The organism is Streptomyces sp. CNT372 (genome assembly GCF_000377145.1).
In genome coordinates this window covers 17,450-37,447 of sequence record NZ_KB897780.1, presented here as the reverse complement: position 1 = coordinate 37,447, position 19,998 = coordinate 17,450, and the positions used below count along the sequence as shown (strand labels likewise).

Sequence of the window (19,998 nt, the reverse complement as noted above, 5' to 3'; positions counted from 1 at the left end):
GGGCGGGCAGGCATGTGTGGTCCGCCCGCCCTTTCACAGGACTACGCTCGGGCCTCATGAGCGACGAGCACACCTTGCACAGTTTCGAGACCCGCGCGATCCACGCGGGCAACACCGCCGACCCGCTGACCGGCGCGGTCGTCCCGCCCATCTACCAGGTGTCCACGTACAAGCAGGACGGCGTGGGCGGACTGCGCGGCGGCTACGAGTACAGCCGCAGCGCCAACCCGACCCGTACCGCGCTGGAGGAGAACCTCGCGGCGATCGAGGGCGGCCGCCGCGGTCTCGCCTTCGCCTCGGGTCTCGCCGCCGAGGACTGCCTGCTGCGTACGCTGCTGGTACCCGGCGACCACGTGGTCATCCCGAACGACGCGTACGGCGGCACCTTCCGCCTGTTCGCCAAGGTCGTGGCGCGCTGGGGTGTGGAGTTCTCCGTCGCGGACACCTCGGACCCGGCGGCGGTGCGCGCCGCGGTCACCGACCGCACCAAGGTGATCTGGGTCGAGACGCCGTCCAACCCGCTGCTCGGGATCACGGACATCGCCGCCGTCGCGGAGGTGGCCCGCTCCGCCGGCGCCAAGCTCGTCGTGGACAACACCTTCGCGAGCCCCTACCTCCAGCAGCCCATCGCGCTCGGCGCGGACGTGGTCGTGCACTCGCTCACCAAGTACATGGGCGGTCACTCGGACGTCGTCGGCGGTGCGCTGATCGCGGCCGACGCGGAGCTGGGCGAGGAACTGGCCTACCACCAGAACGCGATGGGCGCCGTCGCCGGTCCGTTCGACGCGTGGCTGGTGCTGCGCGGCATCAAGACGCTGCCGGTGCGCATGGACCGCCACAGCGAGAACGCGACCCGGATCGCGGAGATGCTGACCACGCACCCGAAGGTGACGCAGGTCCTCTACCCGGGCCTGCCCGAGCACCCCGGCCACGAGATCGCGGCCAAGCAGATGAAGTCCTTCGGCGGCATGGTCTCGTTCCGCGTCCAGGGTGGCGAGGCCGCGGCGGTCGAGGTGTGCGACCGGGCCAAGCTGTTCACGCTGGGCGAGTCCCTCGGCGGCGTCGAGTCACTGATCGAGCACCCGGGCAGGATGACGCACGCCTCCGTGGTCGGCTCCGCGCTGGAGGTCCCGGCGGACCTGGTGCGTCTCTCGGTCGGCATCGAGGCGGTCGACGACCTCCTGGCGGACCTGCGCCAGGCGCTGGGCTGACCGCCAGACCCTCGGCTGCCTCTGTTCGGCCGGCCTCGTTCTGCCGACCCTGCCCGCCGGCGCCGGCCGGTGGCTCCCGGACCCGTCCGCCCGCGCACTGCGCCGGCGGACGGGTCCTTCGCACCTCCTCACCGTCACGCGGGGACCTTCTCGTCCTCCAGGGACTCCCTGATCATCTGCCTCAGTTCGGGCCCGTCGGTGTGCTGGTGCACGGAGACGGCGTGCTCGGTCGCCGCCCGGACGACTTCCTCCTCCTCACCGGTGATCGTGAGGGTGCATCCGGCGACGCTCGGCGTTCTGCGGCAGTCGGCGACTTTCCTGGTCATGGCGGCCTCCTCGGACAGGGTGCGGTGCCGCTTCCTCCAGGTCTCCAGGGTAGATCCGCCGGCCGGGCGGAGCCCGCGGCCCGGGACCGCGCCGGACCGCCCGGGACCGCGCCCGACCGTGCCGGACCGTCCGGGACCGTGCCGGACCGCCGAGGGGGTCCAGACCGGGCTAGACCCCCTCCACCGGCGGGGTCGTCCGGGTCGGCGGCGGCAGCCAGGGTTCCGCGACCAGGGCCCACACCAGCAGGGCGAGCAGCGCGGCGGACAGGAGGAGCCAGCCGGCCAGGCGGAGGGCGCGGTGGCGGCGCAGGAGGCGGTCGCCGCGGGCGGCGGCGCGTACGGCGAGGTCCTGGGGGACGGTCGGCGGCCGGTCCTCCATCATGCGCCGGACCTCGCCCTCCTTGCGGTCGGTGCCGCTCACGGGGCGGCCCTCCCGCGGATCCCGTTGCCGGCGGTCCCGCTCACGGGGTGGCCTCCGGGCGGGCCGGGACGGCGCCTGGCCGGTGCGGCCGGGCCGTGGCGCATCGCGGAGACGGCCCGGGTGCAGATCGCGCGGACGCGTTCCGCCGGAATGCCGAGAGAGGCCGCGGCCTGCTCCTCGGCGACCCCGTCGTAGACGAGGAGGACCAGCACCAGGCGTTCCTGCGGGGTGAGGCGTTCCAGGACCCCGCCGCCCGGGCCCCGGTGGTGGCGCCAGGCGCTGCGGGCGAAGCGCGCGGCGAGCTCCTGGCGGGTGCGGTCGTACGGGTCCTCGCCGCGCAGCCGGTCCCAGTCGGCGTAGGTGCGGGCGAGGGCGGTGGTGAGGAGCCGCTGGGCGAGCGGGTTGGCCGTGGGCGGCTCGGCCGTGAGCAGGGTGGCGACATGGAGCAACCGCGCGGCCGCGCCGGCCACGAAGGCGTCGAACTCCTGGGCGCGGCGGCGGTCCCGCACGGAGTGCCGTTGGCTCACGTCCTCATATAGAGCCCAGGCCGGTGTTGGGGTCAAGGGGTCGGGACACCCGGGAGCACGAGGGAGCACCCGGGAACACCAGGGGAACGCCCTTGCCGGACCCGGACCCGGACCCGGGCCCGGACCCCACCCGGACGCTTCCCGGTCTCCCCGGTCTGCTCGGTCTCCCCGGCCGGGCCCGGGCCGGGGGCTCGGGCGGGGCGCGGGGCTCAGGAGGCCGGCGGGGTCTCCGGGTCGACCGCCGGTGCGTCCGCGTCGGCCGGCTGCTGGCCCGCCTGCCACGCCGAGAGCGCGCCGTTGAAGCGGGTCAGCAGCGTGCAGAACGCCTCCCGCTCCTCCGGCGACCAGCCCTCCGTGATCTGCCGCATCAGCTCCCGCCGCGAGGCGCGCACCTCGTCGAGGCGGGCCTGTCCGCGCGGCGAGAGCTGAAGGACGACCGCGCGGCCGTCCTCCGGGTGGGAGGTGCGCTTGACCAGGCCGGTGTCGACGAGCGGCGCGACCTGGCGGGTGACCGTGGAGGAGTCGATGCCCATCCCGGCGGCCAGCGCCTTGACGCCCATCGGCCCTTCCTGGTCGAGGCGGTTGAGCAGGAGGTACGCGGCACGGTCCATGGAGTTGCGGAGCTGGCCGACCCCGCCGAGGCGGGTCTGCTCGGCACGTCGCGCGAAGACGGCCACCTGGTGCTGGAGGGCGTCGAGGAGGCCGGGACCGAGATCTGTCATGTCCTGGGAAGTGGGCATGGCTGCGGGGGCTCTCTCGTGCGGTGGTCGGCTGGTGGGGGACAAGAGTACGCGGCCGTGCCCCCGCGCGGAGGCGGGCTGCCCAATCCGGTGCACCCGGTATAGGGCGCCGGTCCACGGCCGGTCCGGGGGCCCGTCGGGAGTGCCCTCGCGGGCGCGGTCACCGCGGCGGTTACGGGAGAACTCCCAGGCCGGGGCGGGGCGCCCGGTATGCGGACGGCGGCCCGCCGCCGGGCCCCGGCTGCGAGACTTGGCGCATGAACTTCCGCCTGCCCCAGGCCGCCTGCCCCGTCATCCTCGACGACGTCCGGGGAGCGCAGAAGATGCTCGCGGGTGTCGCCCGGATGACGCCCATGGAGGGCAGCCGGCACCTGTCCCGGCTGGTGGGCTCGCCCGTCCACCTGAAGTGCGAGAACCTCCAGCGCACCGGCTCGTTCAAGCTGCGCGGGGCGTATGTGCGGATCTCCTGCCTCACCCCCGAGGAGCGGGCCGCCGGGGTCGTCGCCGCCTCCGCGGGCAACCACGCGCAGGGGGTGGCGCTCGCCTCCTCGCTCCTCGGTGTGCGCTCCACGGTGTTCATGCCGGTCGGGGCGCCGCTGCCGAAGGTGGCCGCCACCCGGGAGTACGGCGCGGACGTGCGCCTGGTGGGCCAGGTCGTCGACGAGACCCTGGAGCAGGCACAGGAGTTCGCGCGGGAGACCGGCGCGGTGTTCATCCACCCCTTCGACCACCCGGACATCATCGCGGGCCAGGGCACCCTCGGCCTGGAGGTCCTGGAGCAGTGCCCGGAGGTGCGGACGATCCTCGTCGGCATGGGCGGCGGCGGTCTCGCGGCGGGCATCGCGGTGGCGGTGAAGGCGCTGCGGCCGGACGTGAAGGTGATCGGCGTGCAGGCGGAGGGCGCGGCCGCCTATCCGCCGTCGCTGGCGGCCGGGCGTCCGGTGGCGGTCCGCAGGCCCGTGACGATGGCCGACGGGATCAAGGTCGGACGGCCCGGGGACGTGCCCTTCAAAATCATTGGCGATCTCGTGGACGAGGTCCGTACGGTCTCCGAGGACGCGCTCTCCAGCGCCCTGCTGCTGTGCCTGGAACGGGCCAAGCTGGTCGTCGAACCGGCGGGCGCCAGCACGGTGGCGGCGCTGCTGAGCGAGCCGGAGTCGTTCGACGGGCCGGTGGTCGCGCTGCTGTCCGGCGGCAACGTGGACCCGCTGCTGATGCAGCGGATCCTGCGGCACGGGATGGCGGCTGCCGGTCGGTACCTGTCGCTCAAGCTGCGGCTCACCGACCGGCCGGGGGCGCTCGCGGCGCTGCTGGGGACCCTCTCGGCGGCGGACGCCAACGTCCTGGACGTGAGCCATGTGCGCACCGACCCGAGGCTCGGGCTGACGGAGGCGGAGGTGGAGCTGCAACTGGAGACGAAGGGGCCGGAGCACTGCGAGCAGGTGGCGGCGGAGCTGCGGGCCGCGGGGTACACGGTGCTGGGCGGCTGAGCCGCGCTTCCTGCCCGGCCCCGGGTGGCCCACCGGAAGCCCGGGGTGCGTGGTGGAAACCGCTTGTGAGTCGCGATACATCGCGATACTTTCGGGGCGGGCCGGTCGGGTGCCGGTGTGCCTTTACGGTCGGACTCCTGTTCGGTCGGCCGGTTCGCGGGGTGCCTGTTCGCCCGGTTCCCTACGCTTTCCAGCGGCCCGTTTCCCCGCAAGCCGCGTCATCCGCAAGCCGCGTCAATCCGCAACCCGCGTCATCCGCAAGCCCCGTCCGTTACACGCAAGCCATCCCCTGTCACCTTGGGAGACCCTTTATGCCAGGCGCCATCTACGCCGAAGGTCTGGTCAAGACCTTCGGCGACGTCAGGGCTCTGGACGGCGTCGATCTCGACGTCCCCGAAGGCACGGTCCTCGGACTTCTCGGCCCGAACGGCGCCGGCAAGACCACCACCGTGCGGGTGCTGACCACCCTGCTCCAGCCGGACAGCGGCACGGCGCGGGTCGCCGGCATCGACGTGCTCAAGCATCCGAACGAGGTCCGCCGGTCCATCGGCCTCTCCGGGCAGTTCGCCGCGGTCGACGAGTACCTGACCGGCCGCGAGAACCTCCAGATGGTCGGGCAGCTCTACCAGATGTCCGGCCGCGACGCGAAGGCCCGGGCGGCGCAGCTGCTGGAGCGCTTCAACCTCGCCGACGCCGCCGACCGCCCCGCCAAGACGTACTCCGGCGGTATGCGCCGCCGCCTCGACCTCGCCGCCGCCCTGGTGGTGTCGCCGCCCGTGATGTTCATGGACGAGCCGACCACCGGCCTCGACCCGCGCAACCGGCAGCAGTTGTGGGACGTCATCCAGGAACTCGTGCGCGGCGGCACCACCCTGCTGCTCACCACCCAGTACCTGGAGGAGGCCGACCACCTCGCCGACGACATCTGCGTCGTCGACCACGGCAAGGTCATCGCCCGCGGCACCTCCGACCAGCTCAAGGCCCGCACCGGCGGCGAGCGCGTGGAGGTGGTCGTCCACCGGCCGGAGGAGATCGCCGCCGCCCGCCAGATCCTCACCACCTACGGCAAGGGCGAGGTCAGCGTCGTCGAACACACCCGGAAGCTGACCGTCCCCGTCACCGGCGGCGCCAAGCTGCTCGCCGAGGTCATCCGCGACCTCGACGCGCGCGGTATCGAGATCGACGACATCGGCCTGCGCCGTCCGACCCTGGACGACGTGTTCATCTCCCTCACCGGCCACGCGGCCGAGGTCGCCGACGAGAACGGCGAGAACGGTGAGAGCGGCGAGAACGGGCCCAGCAGGGGCAGCGGCGGGACCGCCGGGACCGCCGGGAACGCCGGGACCGCCCGCACGGGCGGCAACGCAGAGGGCGACGCGCCCCGGAAGGAGAGCGCCAAGTGAGCGCCACCACCGACACCGCCGCCCCGGTCGCGGCGCCCCGCCCGCGCGGCGGAATCGTCCAGTCCTTCAACGACTCCCTGGTCGTGGCCAAGCGGAACATCATCCGCATGACCCGGATCCCCGAGATGATCATTTTCGGGATCATCCAGCCGGTCATGTTCGTGGTGCTGTTCAGCTACGTCTTCGGCGGCTCGATCTCGGTCGGCGGCAGCCTGTCCCCGGCCGCCTACCGCGAGTTCCTGATGGCGGGCATCTTCGCCCAGACGGTCACCTTCGCGACCGCCGGGGCGGGCGCGGGCATCGCCGACGACATGCACAAGGGCCTGATCGACCGCTTCCGCTCGCTGCCGATGGCACGGGGCGCGGTCCTCACCGGCCGGACCCTGGCCGACCTGGTGCAGACGGCGCTCACCCTGGTCGTCCTCGCGGGCGTCGCCCTCCTCGTCGGCTGGCGCACCCATGAGAACGCGGCCAAGGTCGCGGCGGGCTTCGCCCTGCTCCTGCTCCTCGGGTACGCGTTCTCCTGGATCGGCGCGCTGATCGGCCTCTCGGTCCGGACCCCGGAGGCGGCGACCTCGGGCGGCCTGATCTGGCTGTTCCCGCTGACGTTCATCTCCAACGCGTTCGTGCCCTCGGAGAACATGCCGACCTTCCTGCGGCACATCGCCGAGTGGAACCCGTTCAGCGCCACGGTCCAGGCGGCCCGCGAGCTCTTCGGCAACCTGCCGCCGGGCTATCCGACGCCGGACGCCTGGCCCATGCAGAACCCCGTGCTGGCCTCGATCCTGTGGTCCGTGCTGATCATCGTGGTCTTCCGGACGCTGGCGGTGCGCAAGTACCGCTCGGCGACCGCGTGACGGCGTGACCGCGTGACCGCGCGACGGCGTGAGGGCGTGACGCTGTGACGGTCTGACTGCGTGACGGCCCGAGGCCCGGCCGATCGCCGGCACGGCGGCCGGTCCGGGCAGGGCCCTGGCAGGCGGAGGGCCCCGGCGGGAATCCGAAACCGGATTCCCGCCGGGGCCCTCTCGTGTCCGTGCGCGACGCGTCAGGCGCTGTACGGCTTCGCGGCCAGGATCCTGACCATGGCCTTCCGGCCGTTCGGCAGCTCGTACTCGGCGTCGTCGCCGACCTTCTTGCCGTTCACGCCGGTGCCGAGCGGCGACTGCGGCGAGTAGGTCTCGATGTCCGAGCTCGCGTACTCGCGGGAGGCCATCAGGAAGGTCAGGGTGTCGTTCTCGTCACCGTCGAAGGCGATCGTCACGACCATGCCGGGCTCGACGATGCCGTCGTCCGCGGGGGCCTCACCGACCTTCGCGTTGTCCAGGAGCTGGGTGAGCTGGCGCACTCGGAGCTCCTGCTTGCCCTGCTCCTCCTTGGCCGCGTGGTACCCGCCGTTCTCCCGCAGGTCCCCTTCCTCACGCGCCGCCTCGATCTTCTTCGCGATCTCGGTGCGCGCGGGACCAGACAGGTACTCCAGCTCGGCCTTGAGCTGGTTGTACGCCTCCTGGGTGAGCCAGGTGACGTTCTCGCTGGTCTGGGTCACAGGTGCTCCTCGTAGGTACTGGGAATACAAAGCATCGCCCTACCCAGAAGGATGGTCCTTCCTGGATGGGCGAAACCACGAGCCTAACAATTTCGGGGCGAAAGGGGGAGGACATATCCCACCGCGTCGGGAACGCCGCTGGTCAGCGTGTTCCGGACCGCGTTCCTGGCAGGCGGTCCGGCACGCGTTCCCGTACGTGGGCCGGGCCGCGGGCGCGGTCCGGCCCGGGGCGCCGTCCGGGGCGGCTCCGCGGCTCAGCGGCTCAGGAGGCCGTGCAGCCCATCAGCTCGGCGCTGGTCGCCTCACGCGTGGTGCGGATCGTGAAGACCCGGTCGATCCGGGCGGTGTCCGCGTCCTCGATCCGGGCGTCCAGCCGGCCGACCTCGCCGCCGTCCTCCGCGAGGGCCCGCACCGTGCAGGTTCCCGTGGCGCCGGCGTCCTTGCGGATCTCCAGGTGCGCCTGGACCGTCTTCTCGCCCTCGACGATGTCGAACTTGATCATCTCGGCGCTGATCGTCTGGCCGGTGATGTAGTCGTAGCCGAACCAGCCCACCATGGCGACCAGACCCGCGCCGAGGAAGGCGCCGACGACCCGCAGCCTGCGGTCCGCGCGCTCGTCCGCCGAACGCCCGTAGCGCCCGCGCGGAAGCTCCTCGCGTACCTCGCGCACCGCCGCCATGATCGATCCCTCCGGGTTCCGGGGACAGGAATTTTCCGCCCCCCGGTTCGGTCACTATAGAGAGCGCACGACGCGACGAATCACTGAGGATCGAGTCTTGACTGAGCAGCTGCGACTGATGGCCGTGCACGCCCACCCCGACGACGAGTCGAGCAAGGGCGCGGCCACGATGGCGAAGTATGTGTCCGAGGGGGTGGACGTGCTGGTCGTGACCTGCACGGGGGGCGAGCGCGGCTCCATCCTCAACCCGAAGCTCCAGGGCGACCCGTACATCGAGGAGAACATCCACGAGGTGCGGCGGAAGGAGATGGACGAGGCCCGCGAGATCCTGGGGGTGAAGCAGGAGTGGCTCGGCTTCGTCGACTCCGGTCTCCCCGAGGGTGACCCGCTGCCCCCGCTGCCCGAGGGGTGCTTCGCCCTGGAGGACGTCGACAAGGCGGCGGGCGAGCTGGTGCGCAAGATCCGCGCGTTCCGTCCGCAGGTGATCACCACCTACGACGAGAACGGCGGCTACCCGCACCCCGACCACATCATGACCCACAAGATCACGATGGTGGCCTTCGACGGCGCGGCCGACCCCGAGAAGTTCCCGGAGTCCGAGTACGGCCCGGCCTTCCAGCCGCAGAAGCTGTACTACAACCAGGGTTTCAACCGCCCGCGCACCATCGCCCTGCACGAGGCGCTCCTCGCTCGCGGCCTGGAGTCGCCGTACGGGGAGTGGCTGGAGCGCTGGAAGGAGTTCCAGCGCGCGGAGCGGACGCTGACCACGCATGTGCCGTGCGCCGAGTTCTTCGAGGTCCGCGACCGGGCGCTGATCGCGCACGCGACGCAGATCGACCCCGACGGCGGCTGGTTCCGGGTCCCGATGGAGATCCAGAAGGAGGTCTGGCCGACCGAGGAGTACGAGCTGGCGAAGTCCCTCGTGGACACTTCCCTCCCCGAGAGCGACCTCTTCGAGGGCGTCCGGGAGAATGCCTGACATGAGCGCTAGCGCAAACCTCGCAATGACGCACGTCGCCACCCTGGCCAAGGAGCTGGACGAGAACAAGGTCACCCCCGGTGTCCTGGGCTTCATCGTCTTCGCGGTGATGGCGGTCGGCGTGTGGTTCCTGATGAAGTCCATGAACCGCCACATGGGGCGCGTGAACTTCGAGGAGAAGCCGGAGACCGAGCGCCCCTCGGGCGCCGCCTCCTCCGCGAAGCGGACGGGTGGGTCGAGGGCCTGAGCGGGGGGTGCGCCAACATGATTCGATGACACCCACTGGGTATCATCGAATCATGTTGTACTCCATCCCTTCGCTGACCTCCGAGGATGAGCGGGTACTCGCCGAGGTCGACACGCGGCGGGAACGGCTGCGGCACCAGGTGCTGGGGACCCCGGCGAAATGGACGGCGGGCCTGCGGAAGAGTCTCACCGCCGACGCCATCGCCGGCTCGAACACCATCGAGGGCTACAGAGTCGACTCGCGCGATGTCGAGGATCTGCTCGACGGCGAGCGCGAAGTGGCCACCTCGGAGGAGAACAAGGCGGAGACGCTGGCGTACCAGAACGCCATGACGTACATCCAGTCACTCCACGACGTACCCGACTTCGCCTACTCCAAGGGCCTGCTGAACGGCCTGCACTGGATGCTCCAGGGGCACCATCACCCGCAGCGGCTCGCCGGCCAGTGGCGCAGGCGAGGAGCGTGGATCAACGAACCGGGCCGCCCCGACGTGGCCGCCTACGTCACCCCGGACGCGGACCGCCTCCCCGCCCTCATGAGCGAACTGGTGGACTGGCTCAACGACGGCGACCCGGACACGCACTTTCTCCTCCGGGCCGCCCTGGCCCACCTCAACCTGGTCAACATTCACCCGTGGGCCGACGGCAACGGCCGGATGTCCCGCTCCCTCCAGACGCTGCTCATCGCGCGGGGCGGCGTGCTGGCACCCGAGTTCTCCTCGATCGAGGCGTGGCTGGGGGCGCCGGGCAACACCTGGGAGTACTACAAGGTCCTCAAGACCGCGGGCCCGGAATGGAGTCCCGACCGCGACACGCGCCCCTGGATCCGGTTCAACCTGCTCGCCTACCACCAGCAGGCGCAGTTGGTGGGCTTCCGCATCGAACGCTCCAACCGCTGCTGGACGGACCTGGAGGAATTCGCCGCCGCCCACGGGATCGACGAGCGCCAGATCACCGCGCTCCACGACGCGGCACTCGTGGGCCGGGTCCGTCGCGCCCGCTACCAGCGGGCCGAGAACCTGAGCGGCCAGCAGGCGGTGCGGGACATGCGTGCTCTCACGGACGCGGGCCTCCTCGAAGCGGTCGGCAACACCAAGGCCCGCTTCTACGTACCAGGTGCCCGCTTCCCCGCGCACGTCCTGGAACGCGCCGCCGGCCCGGTCCGGCTCACGGACCCGTACGCAGCGGACTGACGACGGCGAGGGGTGCGGCGCGCTACGGCGGCCCGTCCCCGCCCGCCGCGTAGCCCGGCACGGACGGCCAGCGGACCGTCAGGACGGACCGCGACAGTTGCAGAAGTGCGTCGCCGAGTTGGAGGAGATGACCGGTCCGGGCTGGACTGGCCATCTCGACACGTATAAGAGGTTCGGCTGATGGTTAACTCGATTCTCCTGGAGGTCCTCAATGGGGTTTTCAAGCCGCTGGGTTTTCGAAAGAAGTCGGCGAGCTGGTACAGAGTGTCTGGCGATCTCTACTGTGTAGTTGCCGTCCAGGAGTCCAGCTGGGATGAGTCGTGTAACGTAAACGTCGGATTCGCGCTAGCTGCCAATATCAAGTCGGGGTGGCTCCCGGAGATTAAATGTCTCGTCAGGTTCAGGGCGGACGCTATCACCTCCATTTCTCGCGAAGATCTCGACCTCCTGTCCGCACAAGCAGCGGAGGTGCGCAGCGAGGATTCCCTTCGAATAGGTCTTGCCGAAAAGATTGCAACTCCGGTAGCGCGGGCGGTCAATCCGATTGAGAGCATCCAAGGCTTGAAGTCGCTGCTGCGTACGAGCGTTAGTGATCAGGTTTTCATTCACCGTGAAATCAGGGGTAAATTGCTTGAAGAGGGGTGAGGCATCGTCTTTGATTCCAAGCCGACAGGTTCACTTCTGTGGATTCATGATTTCTCGGAGTGCCGGATCGCCGGGATTTGTAGGCGCTGACGGTAGTAGTTGCCGCTGAGGTTGAACGGGTGGGAGGACAGCGGGCGTTGGCGGCGCTGCATCCTCGTCATGAGTACGCGGATGGCGGCGGTCTGACCGCTGCGGGGCGGGCGAAGCGTGAGCGCGTGCGTTTCGAGGCCGCGGAGATGTTCGAGCGCGGGATGCGGCCGCCGGAGGTGGCGGGCCCCTTGGAAGGCAGGGCCACGTGCCGACGTCGCGCCAGGCCGCGTGCCAGGCGTACGCCGACTTCCGCGACACCCGTAACCGGGGCGTGGTGGCTTTCCGTGTCGGCTCAGCGATGAGCAGGTAGAACGGCTGCAAGCCGAGCTGGATGCCGGCCCTGCGACGCACGGCTGGAGCGAGGACCAGCGGTGGACCCTCGCACGCGTGGCCGGGCTGATCCACAGGCACACGCCACGTGGGGTGTCGTATCTGCTGCACCGGCTGGGCTGGTCACCGCAGGTCCCCGCGCACCGGGCGGTCGAGCGCGACGAGCAGGCCGTAGAGCGGTGGCGGACGGAGCAGTGGTCACGTCACGGGCAAGGGGACGGCCCAGTTCCTGGGCGCGTGGATCGTCTTCGAGTGCGAGGCCGGGCAGGACCTGAAGCCCGGCAGAGGTTGGACCTGGTCACGGTGTGGGCGGACGCCGCTGGTCAGAGTGATGGGCAAGAGCCCTTGCCGGGTCCTGATGGCCGGGATGGTCTGCGTCAGACCGGGTCGTGAGGCCAGGACGAGTTGATTCTCAAGGGGTGACAGAGTTGGCCTACAAGACGACGTTCCTACCTGATGGCAGCATTGTGCACGTCAAGTTCAAGTGAGGATGAGACCCATGGAATCGGATCCTTGCCGGGCTCTCACCAGCCTGATTCGCTGGGAATCATCGCTGGATGGTCTGGTAGAAGCTGCCAATAGCTGCGATCGGCACGAGGGGCCTTCTGTTCATCTCGACCGTGATGCCGTAAGGGATGTTCTCCAGCGGTGCATTTCCGGAGCAGTAAGCGTTCTCGACTTGTCGCGATGGGCTGGAGTGGTTCACATGCTGGAGCGTGTCGAGATCGATGAATTCGACGTCGACTTGCTGACTCAATTCCTATTCGAGGTTTCAAGTCCTGAACTGTTCGAGCCGATCACCGTGGACGTATGTCAACGATGGATCAGCCGAATGGAGCATGTGTAGCACTCTGCTCACGCAAGAGCCTGGAGGTCCGGACGGAGAAGACTCCGGCCGGGCCTCCGGGGTGTTTGACGGCAGTTGCTGACGCAGCGGAAACGGTGACGCTGAACGTCAGCGGACGACGGCCACAACGGAGGGATCGTCGTTGCCGTCGTCGGTACGGCTGAGGGCGGTGCCGAGGGTGTCGATGGCTTCACGTTGGAGGCGGAGGCGTACGTGGGCGTAGACGTCGGCGGTGACTCCGATGCATGCGTGGCCGGGGAGTTCCTTGATCACGACGAGGTCGATGCCCTGTTCGGGAGACCCTTCGACGGGGTTGAGGTCGGGCGCGTAGCGGGAGTTTGACGATGGTGAGCCAGTCGCGGTTGCGGTCGCAGAAGTCCCGCAGGGCCTTGGCGTGGTGGGTGCTGGCGTTGCCCCACACCACGATCAGCGGGGGCACCGCCGAGCTGCCTGCGGGTAGAGGTCAGCAGGTCCGCGAACTCGCGGGCCCGGAAGCCCTTCTTCTCGCCGGTACGGCCCCGGTACGTCTGCGTCCGGTAGATCGGACGGGTCTCACGACCCCGTCTGACGCAGATCATCCCGGCCACAAGGACCGGCCAGGGCACTTGCCCGTGACTCTGACCAGCGGCGTCCGCCCACGCCGTGACCAGGTCCGGCCTCTGCCGGGCTTCAGGTCCTGCCCGGCCTCGTCCTCGAAGACGATCCACGCGCCCAGGAACTGGGCCGTCCCCTTGCCCGTGACGTGACCACTGCTCCGTCCGCCACTCAGCAGATGAGGTCATGGCGATCGGCGCCCGCTCGGACCCCCTCACCCCACCCCCATCACCTCCCGCGCGTGCCGTCCCGGCACCAGCCCCAGGGGCCAGGCCGTCCAGCCGTCCTCCAGGCGGGGGCCGCGGGTGAGGACGACGGCCAGGGCCTCGGCGCAGTCGTCGAGTTTCGGGTCGCGGGACGGGTGCCCTGCGGTGCGGAGGGTGGTGAGTTCCTGCTGGGCGACGGCGGTGCCGACCTCGGAGCCGCCCGGGGAGGCGTACGGGAGGAGGGTGCAGCGCAGGAAGGCCGCCCAGTCGCCGCCCCGCCGGTCGCCGTAGGACGCGAAGAGGGCGACGGCCTCGTCGCACAGGGCCAGCGCCTGGGCCGTGCGGTCGTTGCCGGCGTCGACGACCGCGAGTTCGAGGCAGGTCCAGGCCTCGCCGTGGGCCACCTTGATACGGGCGAAGTCGGCGCGGGCGTCCACCAGGAGCTGGCGGGCGAACCCGGAGTTGCGCAGGTTGCCGGTCCGGGCGGCGCGCTGGTCGCGGGTGACGCGGCCCGAGTGGTGGCGGGCGCAGGCCAGCCCGTACACGTCCCGCATCCGGGAGAACATCGTGCGGGCGCGCTCCAGTTCGCGGACCGCCTCGTCGCGGGTGCCCTGCTCCTCCAGGGCCTGGCCCAGGTAGTACAGGGTCCACGCCTCGCCGCGCGCGTCCTCGTTCTCGCGGTGGCGGGCGAGGGCCTGGCGCAGCTGTTCGGCCGCCGCGCCTGCGTCCCCGGCCACCAGCCGGGCCCGCGCCAGCTGCGTACGCGCCCACGCCTCGCCGCGGTCGTCCCGGGTCTGCCCGTACAGGTCGAGCGCCCGGCCCAGCGCCTCGTCCGCGCCCGCGACGTCGCCCCGGCGCAGGCACACCTGCCCGAGCTGGAAGCGCGTCCACGCCTCGCCGTGCAGGGACTCGCCCTCCCGGTGCAGCCGCAGCGCGTCGGCGAGGAGGCGTTCCGCCTCGGCGAGGTTGGCCCGGTCGCGCTCGACCGCCGCCAGCGCGTGCAGGGACCAGGCGCGGTCCTCCGCCTGCTCCGGGGACGCCTGGAGGTCGATCGCCTCGTTCAGCTTCGCCGCCGCCTCGGTCAGGTTGCCCTGGTGGTGCAGGGTGATGCCGAGCGAGCAGAGGGCCAGCGCCGCGCCCGCGTCGTGCCGGGCCTCCCGGTACAGGCCGACCACCGAGGACAGCGTGGTCCGCGCCTTGTCCAGCTCGCCGAGCTGCCGCGCCGCGATACCGGTACGCCAGCGCACCGACCGCTCCAGCAGCCCCTGGTCCACCGACTGCGTCAACTCGCTGATCTCACCAAGCCGGTAGAGGTCGCCGCGCAGCAGGCAGTAGTCGCAGAGCGCGCCGAGCAGCCCCAGGACCGCCTGCTGGTTGACACCCTCCGCGTGCCGCAGCGCGGAGGTGATGAAACTGGACTCCTCGTCCAGCCAGCGCAGCGCCGCGTCCAGGGACGGGAAGCCGTGCGAGTCGAACCGGCCCGCCCGGGTGGACATCTTGCCGTCGACCATGCGGATCACCGCGCCCGCGAGGTCCGCGTAGTTCTCGATGAGCCGCTCCTGCGCGGCGGTGCGGTCGGCCGCGTCCTCCTCGTCGAGGAGACGGGCCCGGGCGAACGCGCGGACCGCGTCGTGCAGCCGGTAGCGGGAGCCGCGGACGTGGTCCACCAGCCCCGCCGACGCGAGCCGGGTCAGCAGCCGCCGGGCCTCCTGCTCGTCCGCGCCGAGCAGGGCGGCCGCCGCGGCGGTGCCGAGGGACGCCCGGCCCGCGAGCGCGAGCCGGCGCAGCAGCCGGCGGCCCTGCTCGGGCTGGTCCGTGTAGCGCAGCCACAGGGCGCGTTCGACCGGGTCCACGGGCCCGTACGCGGCCAGGTCCGCCGCCAGCCGGTCCGCGCTGCGCTCGCCGAGCGAGGACCCGGCGATCCGCAGGGCGAGGGGCAGCCCGCCGCACAGCTCACCGACCCGGTCCGCCGCCTGGGCGTCGTACGGCCCGGCGGACGCGTCGCCTCCCGCCGCCTGGCGCAGGAGTTCCTCCGCGCCGGCCGCGTCCAGCGCCTGAACCGGCAGGTGGTGCACCCGTGCCCGCAGGTCCTTCGGCAGCGCCAGCGGTACCCGGGAGGTCACCAGGACCAGACTGTCCGAACGCTCCGGGACGAGGGTGCGCACCTGCTCGGGGTCGCTCGCGTCGTCCAGGACGACGGTGACGGGCAGACCGGTCAGATGCTTGTCGTACAGCTCGCTCAGCCGGGCGACGTGCTGTTCCGCCGAGGAGCGCTCGCGGAAGAGGAGCTGCTCACGGGGTGCGCCGAGGCGGTTGAGGAGGTGGAGGAGGGCGTCCCGGGTGGAGAGCGGCCGGCCGCTCTCACCGCGCAGGTCCACCAGGCACGCGCCCCGGAACTGGTCCTTCAGGTGGTGCGCGGCCCGGACCGCGAGGGTGGTGCGGCCCACGCCGGGCGGGCCGTGCAGCACGACGACGGTCGGCTCGGTCTGTGTCGCGGCGCGCGAGGCGTGCACCCACTGGGTGATCTGCGCGAGCTGCTCGCGGCGGCCGGCGAACGGGCCGTCGGGCTGCGGGAGATGCCCGAAGGACTGCTCCAGCACGGACCGGCGGCGGGCGGCCGCGCTGCGGTCCCCGCCGCGCAGCCGGGGTGCCGCGGGCTTCTTCGCGGGGGTGGCGGCGGACGACAGCATGCGCTGCTGGTCGAGGAACGGGCGGATGCCGCGTACCTCCAGGGCGGTCAGCCACTGGAGCCGCAACTGCTCGGGCCCGCCGGGCCGGCCGGCCTCGCCCGCACGGCGGTGGGAGGCGGGCCAGTGGGAGGCCGTCACCCTGGCGACCGTGGTCGCCGCCCCCGCGACCGCGACGACGGCGCCCGCGCCGAGGGCGGTGCCGGTCGCCGTGCCGAGCGCCATGTCCGCGCCCACGGCGGCGGCCGCGGCGACGGCGGTGACCAGGGCGGGCGTGCCGACGTTCCGGCGGGAGAAGCGCTCGGACAGCGGGGGCCGGTCGACCGCCGACTCGGCGAGGGCCTGCTCGTACGCGGCGTACTCCTCGGCCGCCCCGGCGGCCATGGTGTCGAGGGCGGCCCGGCCGCGCGACATCAGCAACTGCCCGTCGGTCCGCCCGCCACTGCGCCGGACCTCCTCCTCGACCGCCCGTCCCAGCAGCCGTTCCGCCTCTGCCCGGTGGCTGTCCCGCATCTGGTTCCCCCTCGCTGTCCATGCCGGTTGGGTTCCTTACCCAGTTGTCGCGCCGTCAATTGCGGTGCGGCGGTGGGGATGGGGGAGCAGGGGTGACGGCTCGGGGGATCGCTCAGTGGTACGTGCCGACGGCCGGCGAAGGGGCCCGGGCCCGGCGGACCCCAGAGTCGGGGCACACGAGGGTGGTGCAGGCCCTCGACGCGCCGGCGGAAGGCGGGCCCGGGCTGGGGCGCCCGCTGGTCGACACGATTCACGGCTCGTCGATGGCGAATCTGAAGGAGTTACGCCCCGGCACCGTACGCATGCTCTTCGCCTTCGATCCCTGGCGTTGCAGCATTCTGCTGGTGGCAGGTGACAAGGCGGGGCGGTGGAGCGAGGGGTATCGGGAGGCGATTCCCCTCGCCGAACAGCGATACGAGATATACGTGAAGGACCGAGCGGCACCAGGCCATCTCCTTCGATGACGGAGACATCGCGGCCATCGCCTGAGGGTGTGCTGCGGTTGCGCGAGTCCGGAGACCCGCCCGCGACAGCCTGTGCCACACCCGCCTCCGGGTGACAACGCCCCCTTCCGTCCCGTGCGCGAGGATGGAGGCATGGCGAACCGACTTGCGCAGGCGACCTCCCCCTACCTCCTCCAGCACGCGGACAACCCCGTCGACTGGTGGCCCTGGGAACCCGCGGCCTTCGAGGAGGCCCGGCGGCGTGACGTGCCCGTGTTCCTGAGCGTCGGCTACAGCGCCTGCCACTGGTGCCAGTGAACTTACACAACCAGGTAGTCCGTACCTGGGGTGTTTCCAGAGGGTAGCCACGTGGGCGCGCACGATGAGCGGCTAGGTGGAGACATAGACGCCTGGGGCGAAGGCCAGCTGGCAGCCTCTCCCGAGTGGACGCCCGAGCAGTAGTCGTTGCCGCTGTTGCTTGGCTAGAGGGCGTAAGCGCACGACGATGGCCCGCACTCGAGACCGAGGGTGGGATCAGTCAGCCGTGATCAAGCCATGGGCTGAAACGGAGCCGACCACAGTGCGGCGGCAACCGGGGTCCAGTCGCAATCGGTCCGGGCATCGCCGAGAGCGGCTGCCGCCACCACGTTCTCGTTCTTCACCACGTCTCAACCTGAGGTTGGAAAGGCTCAGAGGCTGCTCAGCACCTCGCTCAGGTCGTGGGTGAACGACTGCCATGATGCGAGCTGCTTGACGGGACCCTCGCGATCTAGCATCTGGAGGAGCCGCGCGCGGTTCTCTGAGAAGCGCGCCTGGACTTTCTTGAGGCCGCGGCCTTTCTCCTCGCTGGCCGTGGCGATGGCTTGCTTGAGCAGTGCTTTCGGGTCCGCCACGGACTCCGCCCGGTTCGGTTTCGGAAGGTTGAGTGAAACTCTGCCGTTGGGGTTCCCCGCCACCTCCCGGATCGCCCTAGGGTCGAGGATCAGCCAGGCCTCCAGCATGCGCACGGGGATCACGGGCACGTGGGCCAAACCGGGGCTCACCGAGGCCACCGCGTCGGCGATCTCATCGCGACGTGTCTGCTGGGGATTGCCGTCGGAGTCGCGGTGGATCACTACCAGGTCGTACTCGTCTGCGTCGTGGCTGAGCTGCCGCGCGGCTCGCAGCTTATCCCCGACCGAGTGCCCAGGCTTGTTCGGCAGGCGGTGCAGGTCCGGCACGGTTACGTGGATCTCCCGGCCAGTCTCGACCGCGATCGCCTCAATGTGAAAGCGCAGGCCGGTGTCGCTGGATCCCTCGCAGAGGTAGAGGGCGCGAAGGGTCACGAGGCGCTCTCCTCAAGAGTCAGCCGGGCCTGTGGGGGAGAAGTGAGGTACGCAAGGATGTCGGCCACTGTGCCGTAGCCCTTCTCCACACCGCCTGCACGCCAAGTGCCGGCCAGCGGCCGGAGCCGCAAGGCGCGCGCGGTCTTGCTTCCCTCCCTGGGAACGGTGGCCGTGTCAGCGATGAGCAGGTCCGCGGGATCGACGAGTTGCACGACCCCCGGTGAATGCGTGTTGATCAGGACCTGCCGGAAGGGGTTGTCCTCGTCTACCGGTTCGGAGGGGTCCACCGCCAGATCCCGTACAAGGTTCACCATGGCGAGGAGATTGGCCGGGTGAATACCGTTCTCCGGCTCCTCCATGCAGAGCAGGCCCTGCGCGCTGGGGTCCTCCAACAGCACGCAGAGGGCCAGGAAGCGCAGGGTCCCCTCAGACAGGCTACGAGCTGGCAGTTCCATGCCGTTGATCTCATGGAGCTTGATCGTGAGCAGCTCACGTGTGTCGTCGGCCTCGACGTGCAGCGTGCGTACGTGCAGGCCTGACAGGTCCGACAGGCGTCCCGCGACCCGCGAGTAGACCCGCGCGGGATCGTCCGGGGACTTCTCCCGCGCGATCCGGTCCAGGCTCCGTGGCAGGTGCAGGCCATCGGGCTGCATTGTGCTGGGGTCCTGATAGCGGTCCGAGGTGCGCAGGGCCGAAGGCTCAAGGGCCAGCCGTCGCCAGGATTGCATCTCCCGTCTGGCCGCCAGAATGGTGGGGTCGTCGTTCCGGTTGATCGTGGAGAGCATGGTCCCAGGTGCCCGGCTCGCAGGCGCGGGACGGGGCTGGCCCCTGCGGCCGTCGGCGTGGATCTGGACGACGGCATCGCCTGTGTCGAGAGACGTGGAGATGTAGGGGGCAGTAGACGGGCGGCCGCGAACCACGGTGTTCCGAAAGCCCTTGGCGCTGTGCGGAAACCGCAGTTGCGATGCGGCATCACGGGGCCTGATCTTGCTGAGATCCTCGTACAGCAGCGTCAGTCTGCCGCCGCGCTCCCCGCCTTGCGGTGGTTGGTAGCCGAGCCTGAGCTCGTAGCGCAGAAACGTGGACGTCGGCTCGGCGAGTCGGCCGAAGTCGTCCTCTACTTCCCCGGGGATGATCATCTCCGCGGCGAACGTCATCAGATGCTCGCCCTCCGCGTAGCCGTTCCAGAACAGGTCGCGCGCGTCACCATGCAGCGAACCATGGGTCCCGCGCACAGCCTGGGCAGCCTCGATCATGGAACGGTCGGCGAGCAGGCTCAGAAACTGGATCGCGTCGAAGACGTTCGACTTTCCCGTGCCGTTCTCCCCCGCGATACAGGTGAAGGGACCGAACTCGACCCTGAGATCCAACAGATTCTTGAAGCCATCGACTTCGAGTCGCGTCAGCATGTATCCCCTCGATGGTCTACCCCGGCCCGACCCAGGTACCCGCGGTTGCCGACTGGGTCGTGTGCCGGTGCGCACAGAATGATAGGGGTCGGGGATGTGGCTGGTGGTGCCTATCCGGACGGTCACCGGCGACGGACGCGGCCAGCCA

At 70.7% G+C, this 19,998-nt stretch carries 21 protein-coding genes and 2 pseudogenes; 11 read left to right on the top strand and 12 right to left on the bottom strand.

The genetic code is table 11. The features are described from left to right. Window positions 1-56 precede the first annotated feature (56 nt). Window positions 57-1,211, top strand: coding sequence for a cystathionine gamma-synthase (locus tag C593_RS0110560; RefSeq protein WP_018847267.1), 1,155 nt, complete (start codon window positions 57-59; stop codon window positions 1,209-1,211). Between the two features lie 134 nt (window positions 1,212-1,345). Here C593_RS0110560 and C593_RS0110555 read toward each other — a convergent pair whose 3' ends face one another. From C593_RS0110555 to C593_RS29345, 4 genes are all read right to left on the bottom strand, one after another. Beyond that, window positions 1,346-1,537, bottom strand: coding sequence for a DUF1059 domain-containing protein (locus C593_RS0110555; protein ID WP_018847266.1), 192 nt, complete (start codon window positions 1,535-1,537; stop codon window positions 1,346-1,348). A 169-nt stretch (window positions 1,538-1,706) separates the two neighbouring features. Next, on the bottom strand, window positions 1,707-1,958 hold the full coding sequence (locus C593_RS0110550) for a hypothetical protein (protein WP_018847265.1): 252 nt from the start codon (window positions 1,956-1,958) through the stop codon (window positions 1,707-1,709). Beyond that, the gene (locus tag C593_RS29350) at window positions 1,955-2,485 is read right to left on the bottom strand and encodes a sigma factor-like helix-turn-helix DNA-binding protein (protein ID WP_037745436.1); all 531 of its coding nucleotides are present in this window, start codon (window positions 2,483-2,485) and stop codon (window positions 1,955-1,957) included. Before C593_RS29350 ends, C593_RS0110550 begins: the two co-directional genes overlap by 4 nt. Before the next feature lie 209 nt (window positions 2,486-2,694). Beyond that, window positions 2,695-3,225 (bottom strand): MarR family transcriptional regulator, encoded by a 531-nt coding sequence (locus tag C593_RS29345; RefSeq protein WP_199790017.1) that lies wholly within the window; start codon window positions 3,223-3,225, stop codon window positions 2,695-2,697. A 257-nt stretch (window positions 3,226-3,482) separates the two neighbouring features. On the opposite strand from C593_RS29345, the gene ilvA reads away from it, so the two are divergent. From ilvA to C593_RS0110525, 3 genes are all read left to right on the top strand, one after another. Then, the gene (gene ilvA / locus C593_RS0110535; RefSeq protein ID WP_018847262.1) at window positions 3,483-4,715 is read left to right on the top strand and encodes a threonine ammonia-lyase; all 1,233 of its coding nucleotides are present in this window, start codon (window positions 3,483-3,485) and stop codon (window positions 4,713-4,715) included. A gap of 311 nt (window positions 4,716-5,026) precedes the next feature. Further along, the gene (locus C593_RS0110530; protein WP_018847261.1) at window positions 5,027-6,118 is read left to right on the top strand and encodes a daunorubicin resistance protein DrrA family ABC transporter ATP-binding protein; all 1,092 of its coding nucleotides are present in this window, start codon (window positions 5,027-5,029) and stop codon (window positions 6,116-6,118) included. Beyond that, entirely contained in the window at window positions 6,115-6,975 is an 861-nt protein-coding gene (locus C593_RS0110525) for an ABC transporter permease (RefSeq protein ID WP_018847260.1), read from the top strand. Before C593_RS0110530 ends, C593_RS0110525 begins: the two co-directional genes overlap by 4 nt. A 191-nt stretch (window positions 6,976-7,166) precedes the next feature. Here the strand turns inward: C593_RS0110525 and greA are convergent, their stop codons facing one another. Next, a complete protein-coding gene (greA, locus tag C593_RS0110520) occupies window positions 7,167-7,664 on the bottom strand; it encodes a transcription elongation factor GreA (RefSeq protein WP_018847259.1) in 498 nt (165 codons plus the stop codon). Between the two features lie 262 nt (window positions 7,665-7,926). Then, window positions 7,927-8,334, bottom strand: coding sequence for a DUF4307 domain-containing protein (locus tag C593_RS0110515; RefSeq protein WP_106434623.1), 408 nt, complete (start codon window positions 8,332-8,334; stop codon window positions 7,927-7,929). A 106-nt stretch (window positions 8,335-8,440) separates the two neighbouring features. Between C593_RS0110515 and mca the strand changes: the two genes are divergently transcribed. Genes mca through C593_RS0110500 form a run of 3 tightly spaced genes read left to right on the top strand, consistent with a single transcriptional unit; the run spans window position 8,441 to window position 10,761 of the window. After that, window positions 8,441-9,322, top strand: coding sequence for a mycothiol conjugate amidase Mca (gene mca / locus C593_RS0110510; protein WP_026277560.1), 882 nt, complete (start codon window positions 8,441-8,443; stop codon window positions 9,320-9,322). Beyond that, on the top strand, window positions 9,315-9,569 hold the full coding sequence (locus C593_RS0110505) for a hypothetical protein (protein ID WP_078521373.1): 255 nt from the start codon (window positions 9,315-9,317) through the stop codon (window positions 9,567-9,569). Before mca ends, C593_RS0110505 begins: the two co-directional genes overlap by 8 nt. 52 nt (window positions 9,570-9,621) lie before the next feature. Further along, window positions 9,622-10,761 carry a Fic family protein gene (locus C593_RS0110500; protein ID WP_018847255.1) on the top strand — a complete coding sequence of 380 codons (1,140 nt, stop codon included), beginning with the start codon at window positions 9,622-9,624 and terminating at the stop codon, window positions 10,759-10,761. Window positions 10,762-10,783: 22 nt separating this feature from the next. Here the strand turns inward: C593_RS0110500 and C593_RS33685 are convergent, their stop codons facing one another. Further along, the gene (locus tag C593_RS33685; protein WP_486591108.1) at window positions 10,784-10,915 is read right to left on the bottom strand and encodes a hypothetical protein; all 132 of its coding nucleotides are present in this window, start codon (window positions 10,913-10,915) and stop codon (window positions 10,784-10,786) included. A 26-nt stretch (window positions 10,916-10,941) separates the two neighbouring features. Here C593_RS33685 and C593_RS31540 point away from each other — a divergent pair, with 26 nt between their 5' ends. Both C593_RS31540 and C593_RS33680 read left to right on the top strand, forming a co-directional pair. Next, window positions 10,942-11,406 carry a DUF4304 domain-containing protein gene (locus C593_RS31540; protein WP_078521371.1) on the top strand — a complete coding sequence of 155 codons (465 nt, stop codon included), beginning with the start codon at window positions 10,942-10,944 and terminating at the stop codon, window positions 11,404-11,406. Window positions 11,407-11,811: 405 nt separating this feature from the next. Then, on the top strand, window positions 11,812-12,219 hold the full coding sequence (locus tag C593_RS33680) for a helix-turn-helix domain-containing protein (protein ID WP_486591119.1): 408 nt from the start codon (window positions 11,812-11,814) through the stop codon (window positions 12,217-12,219). Window positions 12,220-12,373: 154 nt separating this feature from the next. Here C593_RS33680 and C593_RS32955 read toward each other — a convergent pair whose 3' ends face one another. The 3 genes and pseudogenes from C593_RS32955 to C593_RS0110480 form a co-directional block, all read right to left on the bottom strand. Continuing rightward, window positions 12,374-12,583: a hypothetical protein gene (locus C593_RS32955; RefSeq protein ID WP_158686818.1), complete on the bottom strand. Its 210-nt coding sequence runs from the start codon at window positions 12,581-12,583 to the stop codon at window positions 12,374-12,376. Window positions 12,584-12,781: 198 nt separating this feature from the next. Next, window positions 12,782-12,967: pseudogene (locus C593_RS0110485) on the bottom strand (site-specific integrase); the annotation flags it as partial. 514 nt (window positions 12,968-13,481) lie between these two features. Further along, on the bottom strand, window positions 13,482-16,673 hold the full coding sequence (locus C593_RS0110480; protein WP_018847252.1) for a tetratricopeptide repeat protein: 3,192 nt from the start codon (window positions 16,671-16,673) through the stop codon (window positions 13,482-13,484). A 92-nt stretch (window positions 16,674-16,765) separates the two neighbouring features. Here C593_RS0110480 and C593_RS29340 point away from each other — a divergent pair, with 92 nt between their 5' ends. Both C593_RS29340 and C593_RS31520 read left to right on the top strand, forming a co-directional pair. Continuing rightward, complete coding sequence (locus C593_RS29340) at window positions 16,766-17,137, top strand: type II toxin-antitoxin system RelE/ParE family toxin (RefSeq protein WP_018847251.1); 372 nt, start codon at window positions 16,766-16,768, stop codon at window positions 17,135-17,137. A 132-nt stretch (window positions 17,138-17,269) separates the two neighbouring features. Further along, window positions 17,270-17,428, top strand: a pseudogene (locus tag C593_RS31520) (DUF255 domain-containing protein); the annotation flags it as partial. Window positions 17,429-17,805: 377 nt separating this feature from the next. Here the strand turns inward: C593_RS31520 and C593_RS0110465 are convergent. Together C593_RS0110465 and C593_RS0110460 are read right to left on the bottom strand one after the other, a co-directional pair. Continuing rightward, window positions 17,806-18,441: a DUF4276 family protein gene (locus tag C593_RS0110465; RefSeq protein WP_018847249.1), complete on the bottom strand. Its 636-nt coding sequence runs from the start codon at window positions 18,439-18,441 to the stop codon at window positions 17,806-17,808. Continuing rightward, a complete protein-coding gene (locus tag C593_RS0110460) occupies window positions 18,438-19,850 on the bottom strand; it encodes an AAA family ATPase (RefSeq protein ID WP_018847248.1) in 1,413 nt (470 codons plus the stop codon). Before C593_RS0110460 ends, C593_RS0110465 begins: the two co-directional genes overlap by 4 nt. Window positions 19,851-19,998: the final 148 nt, after the last annotated feature.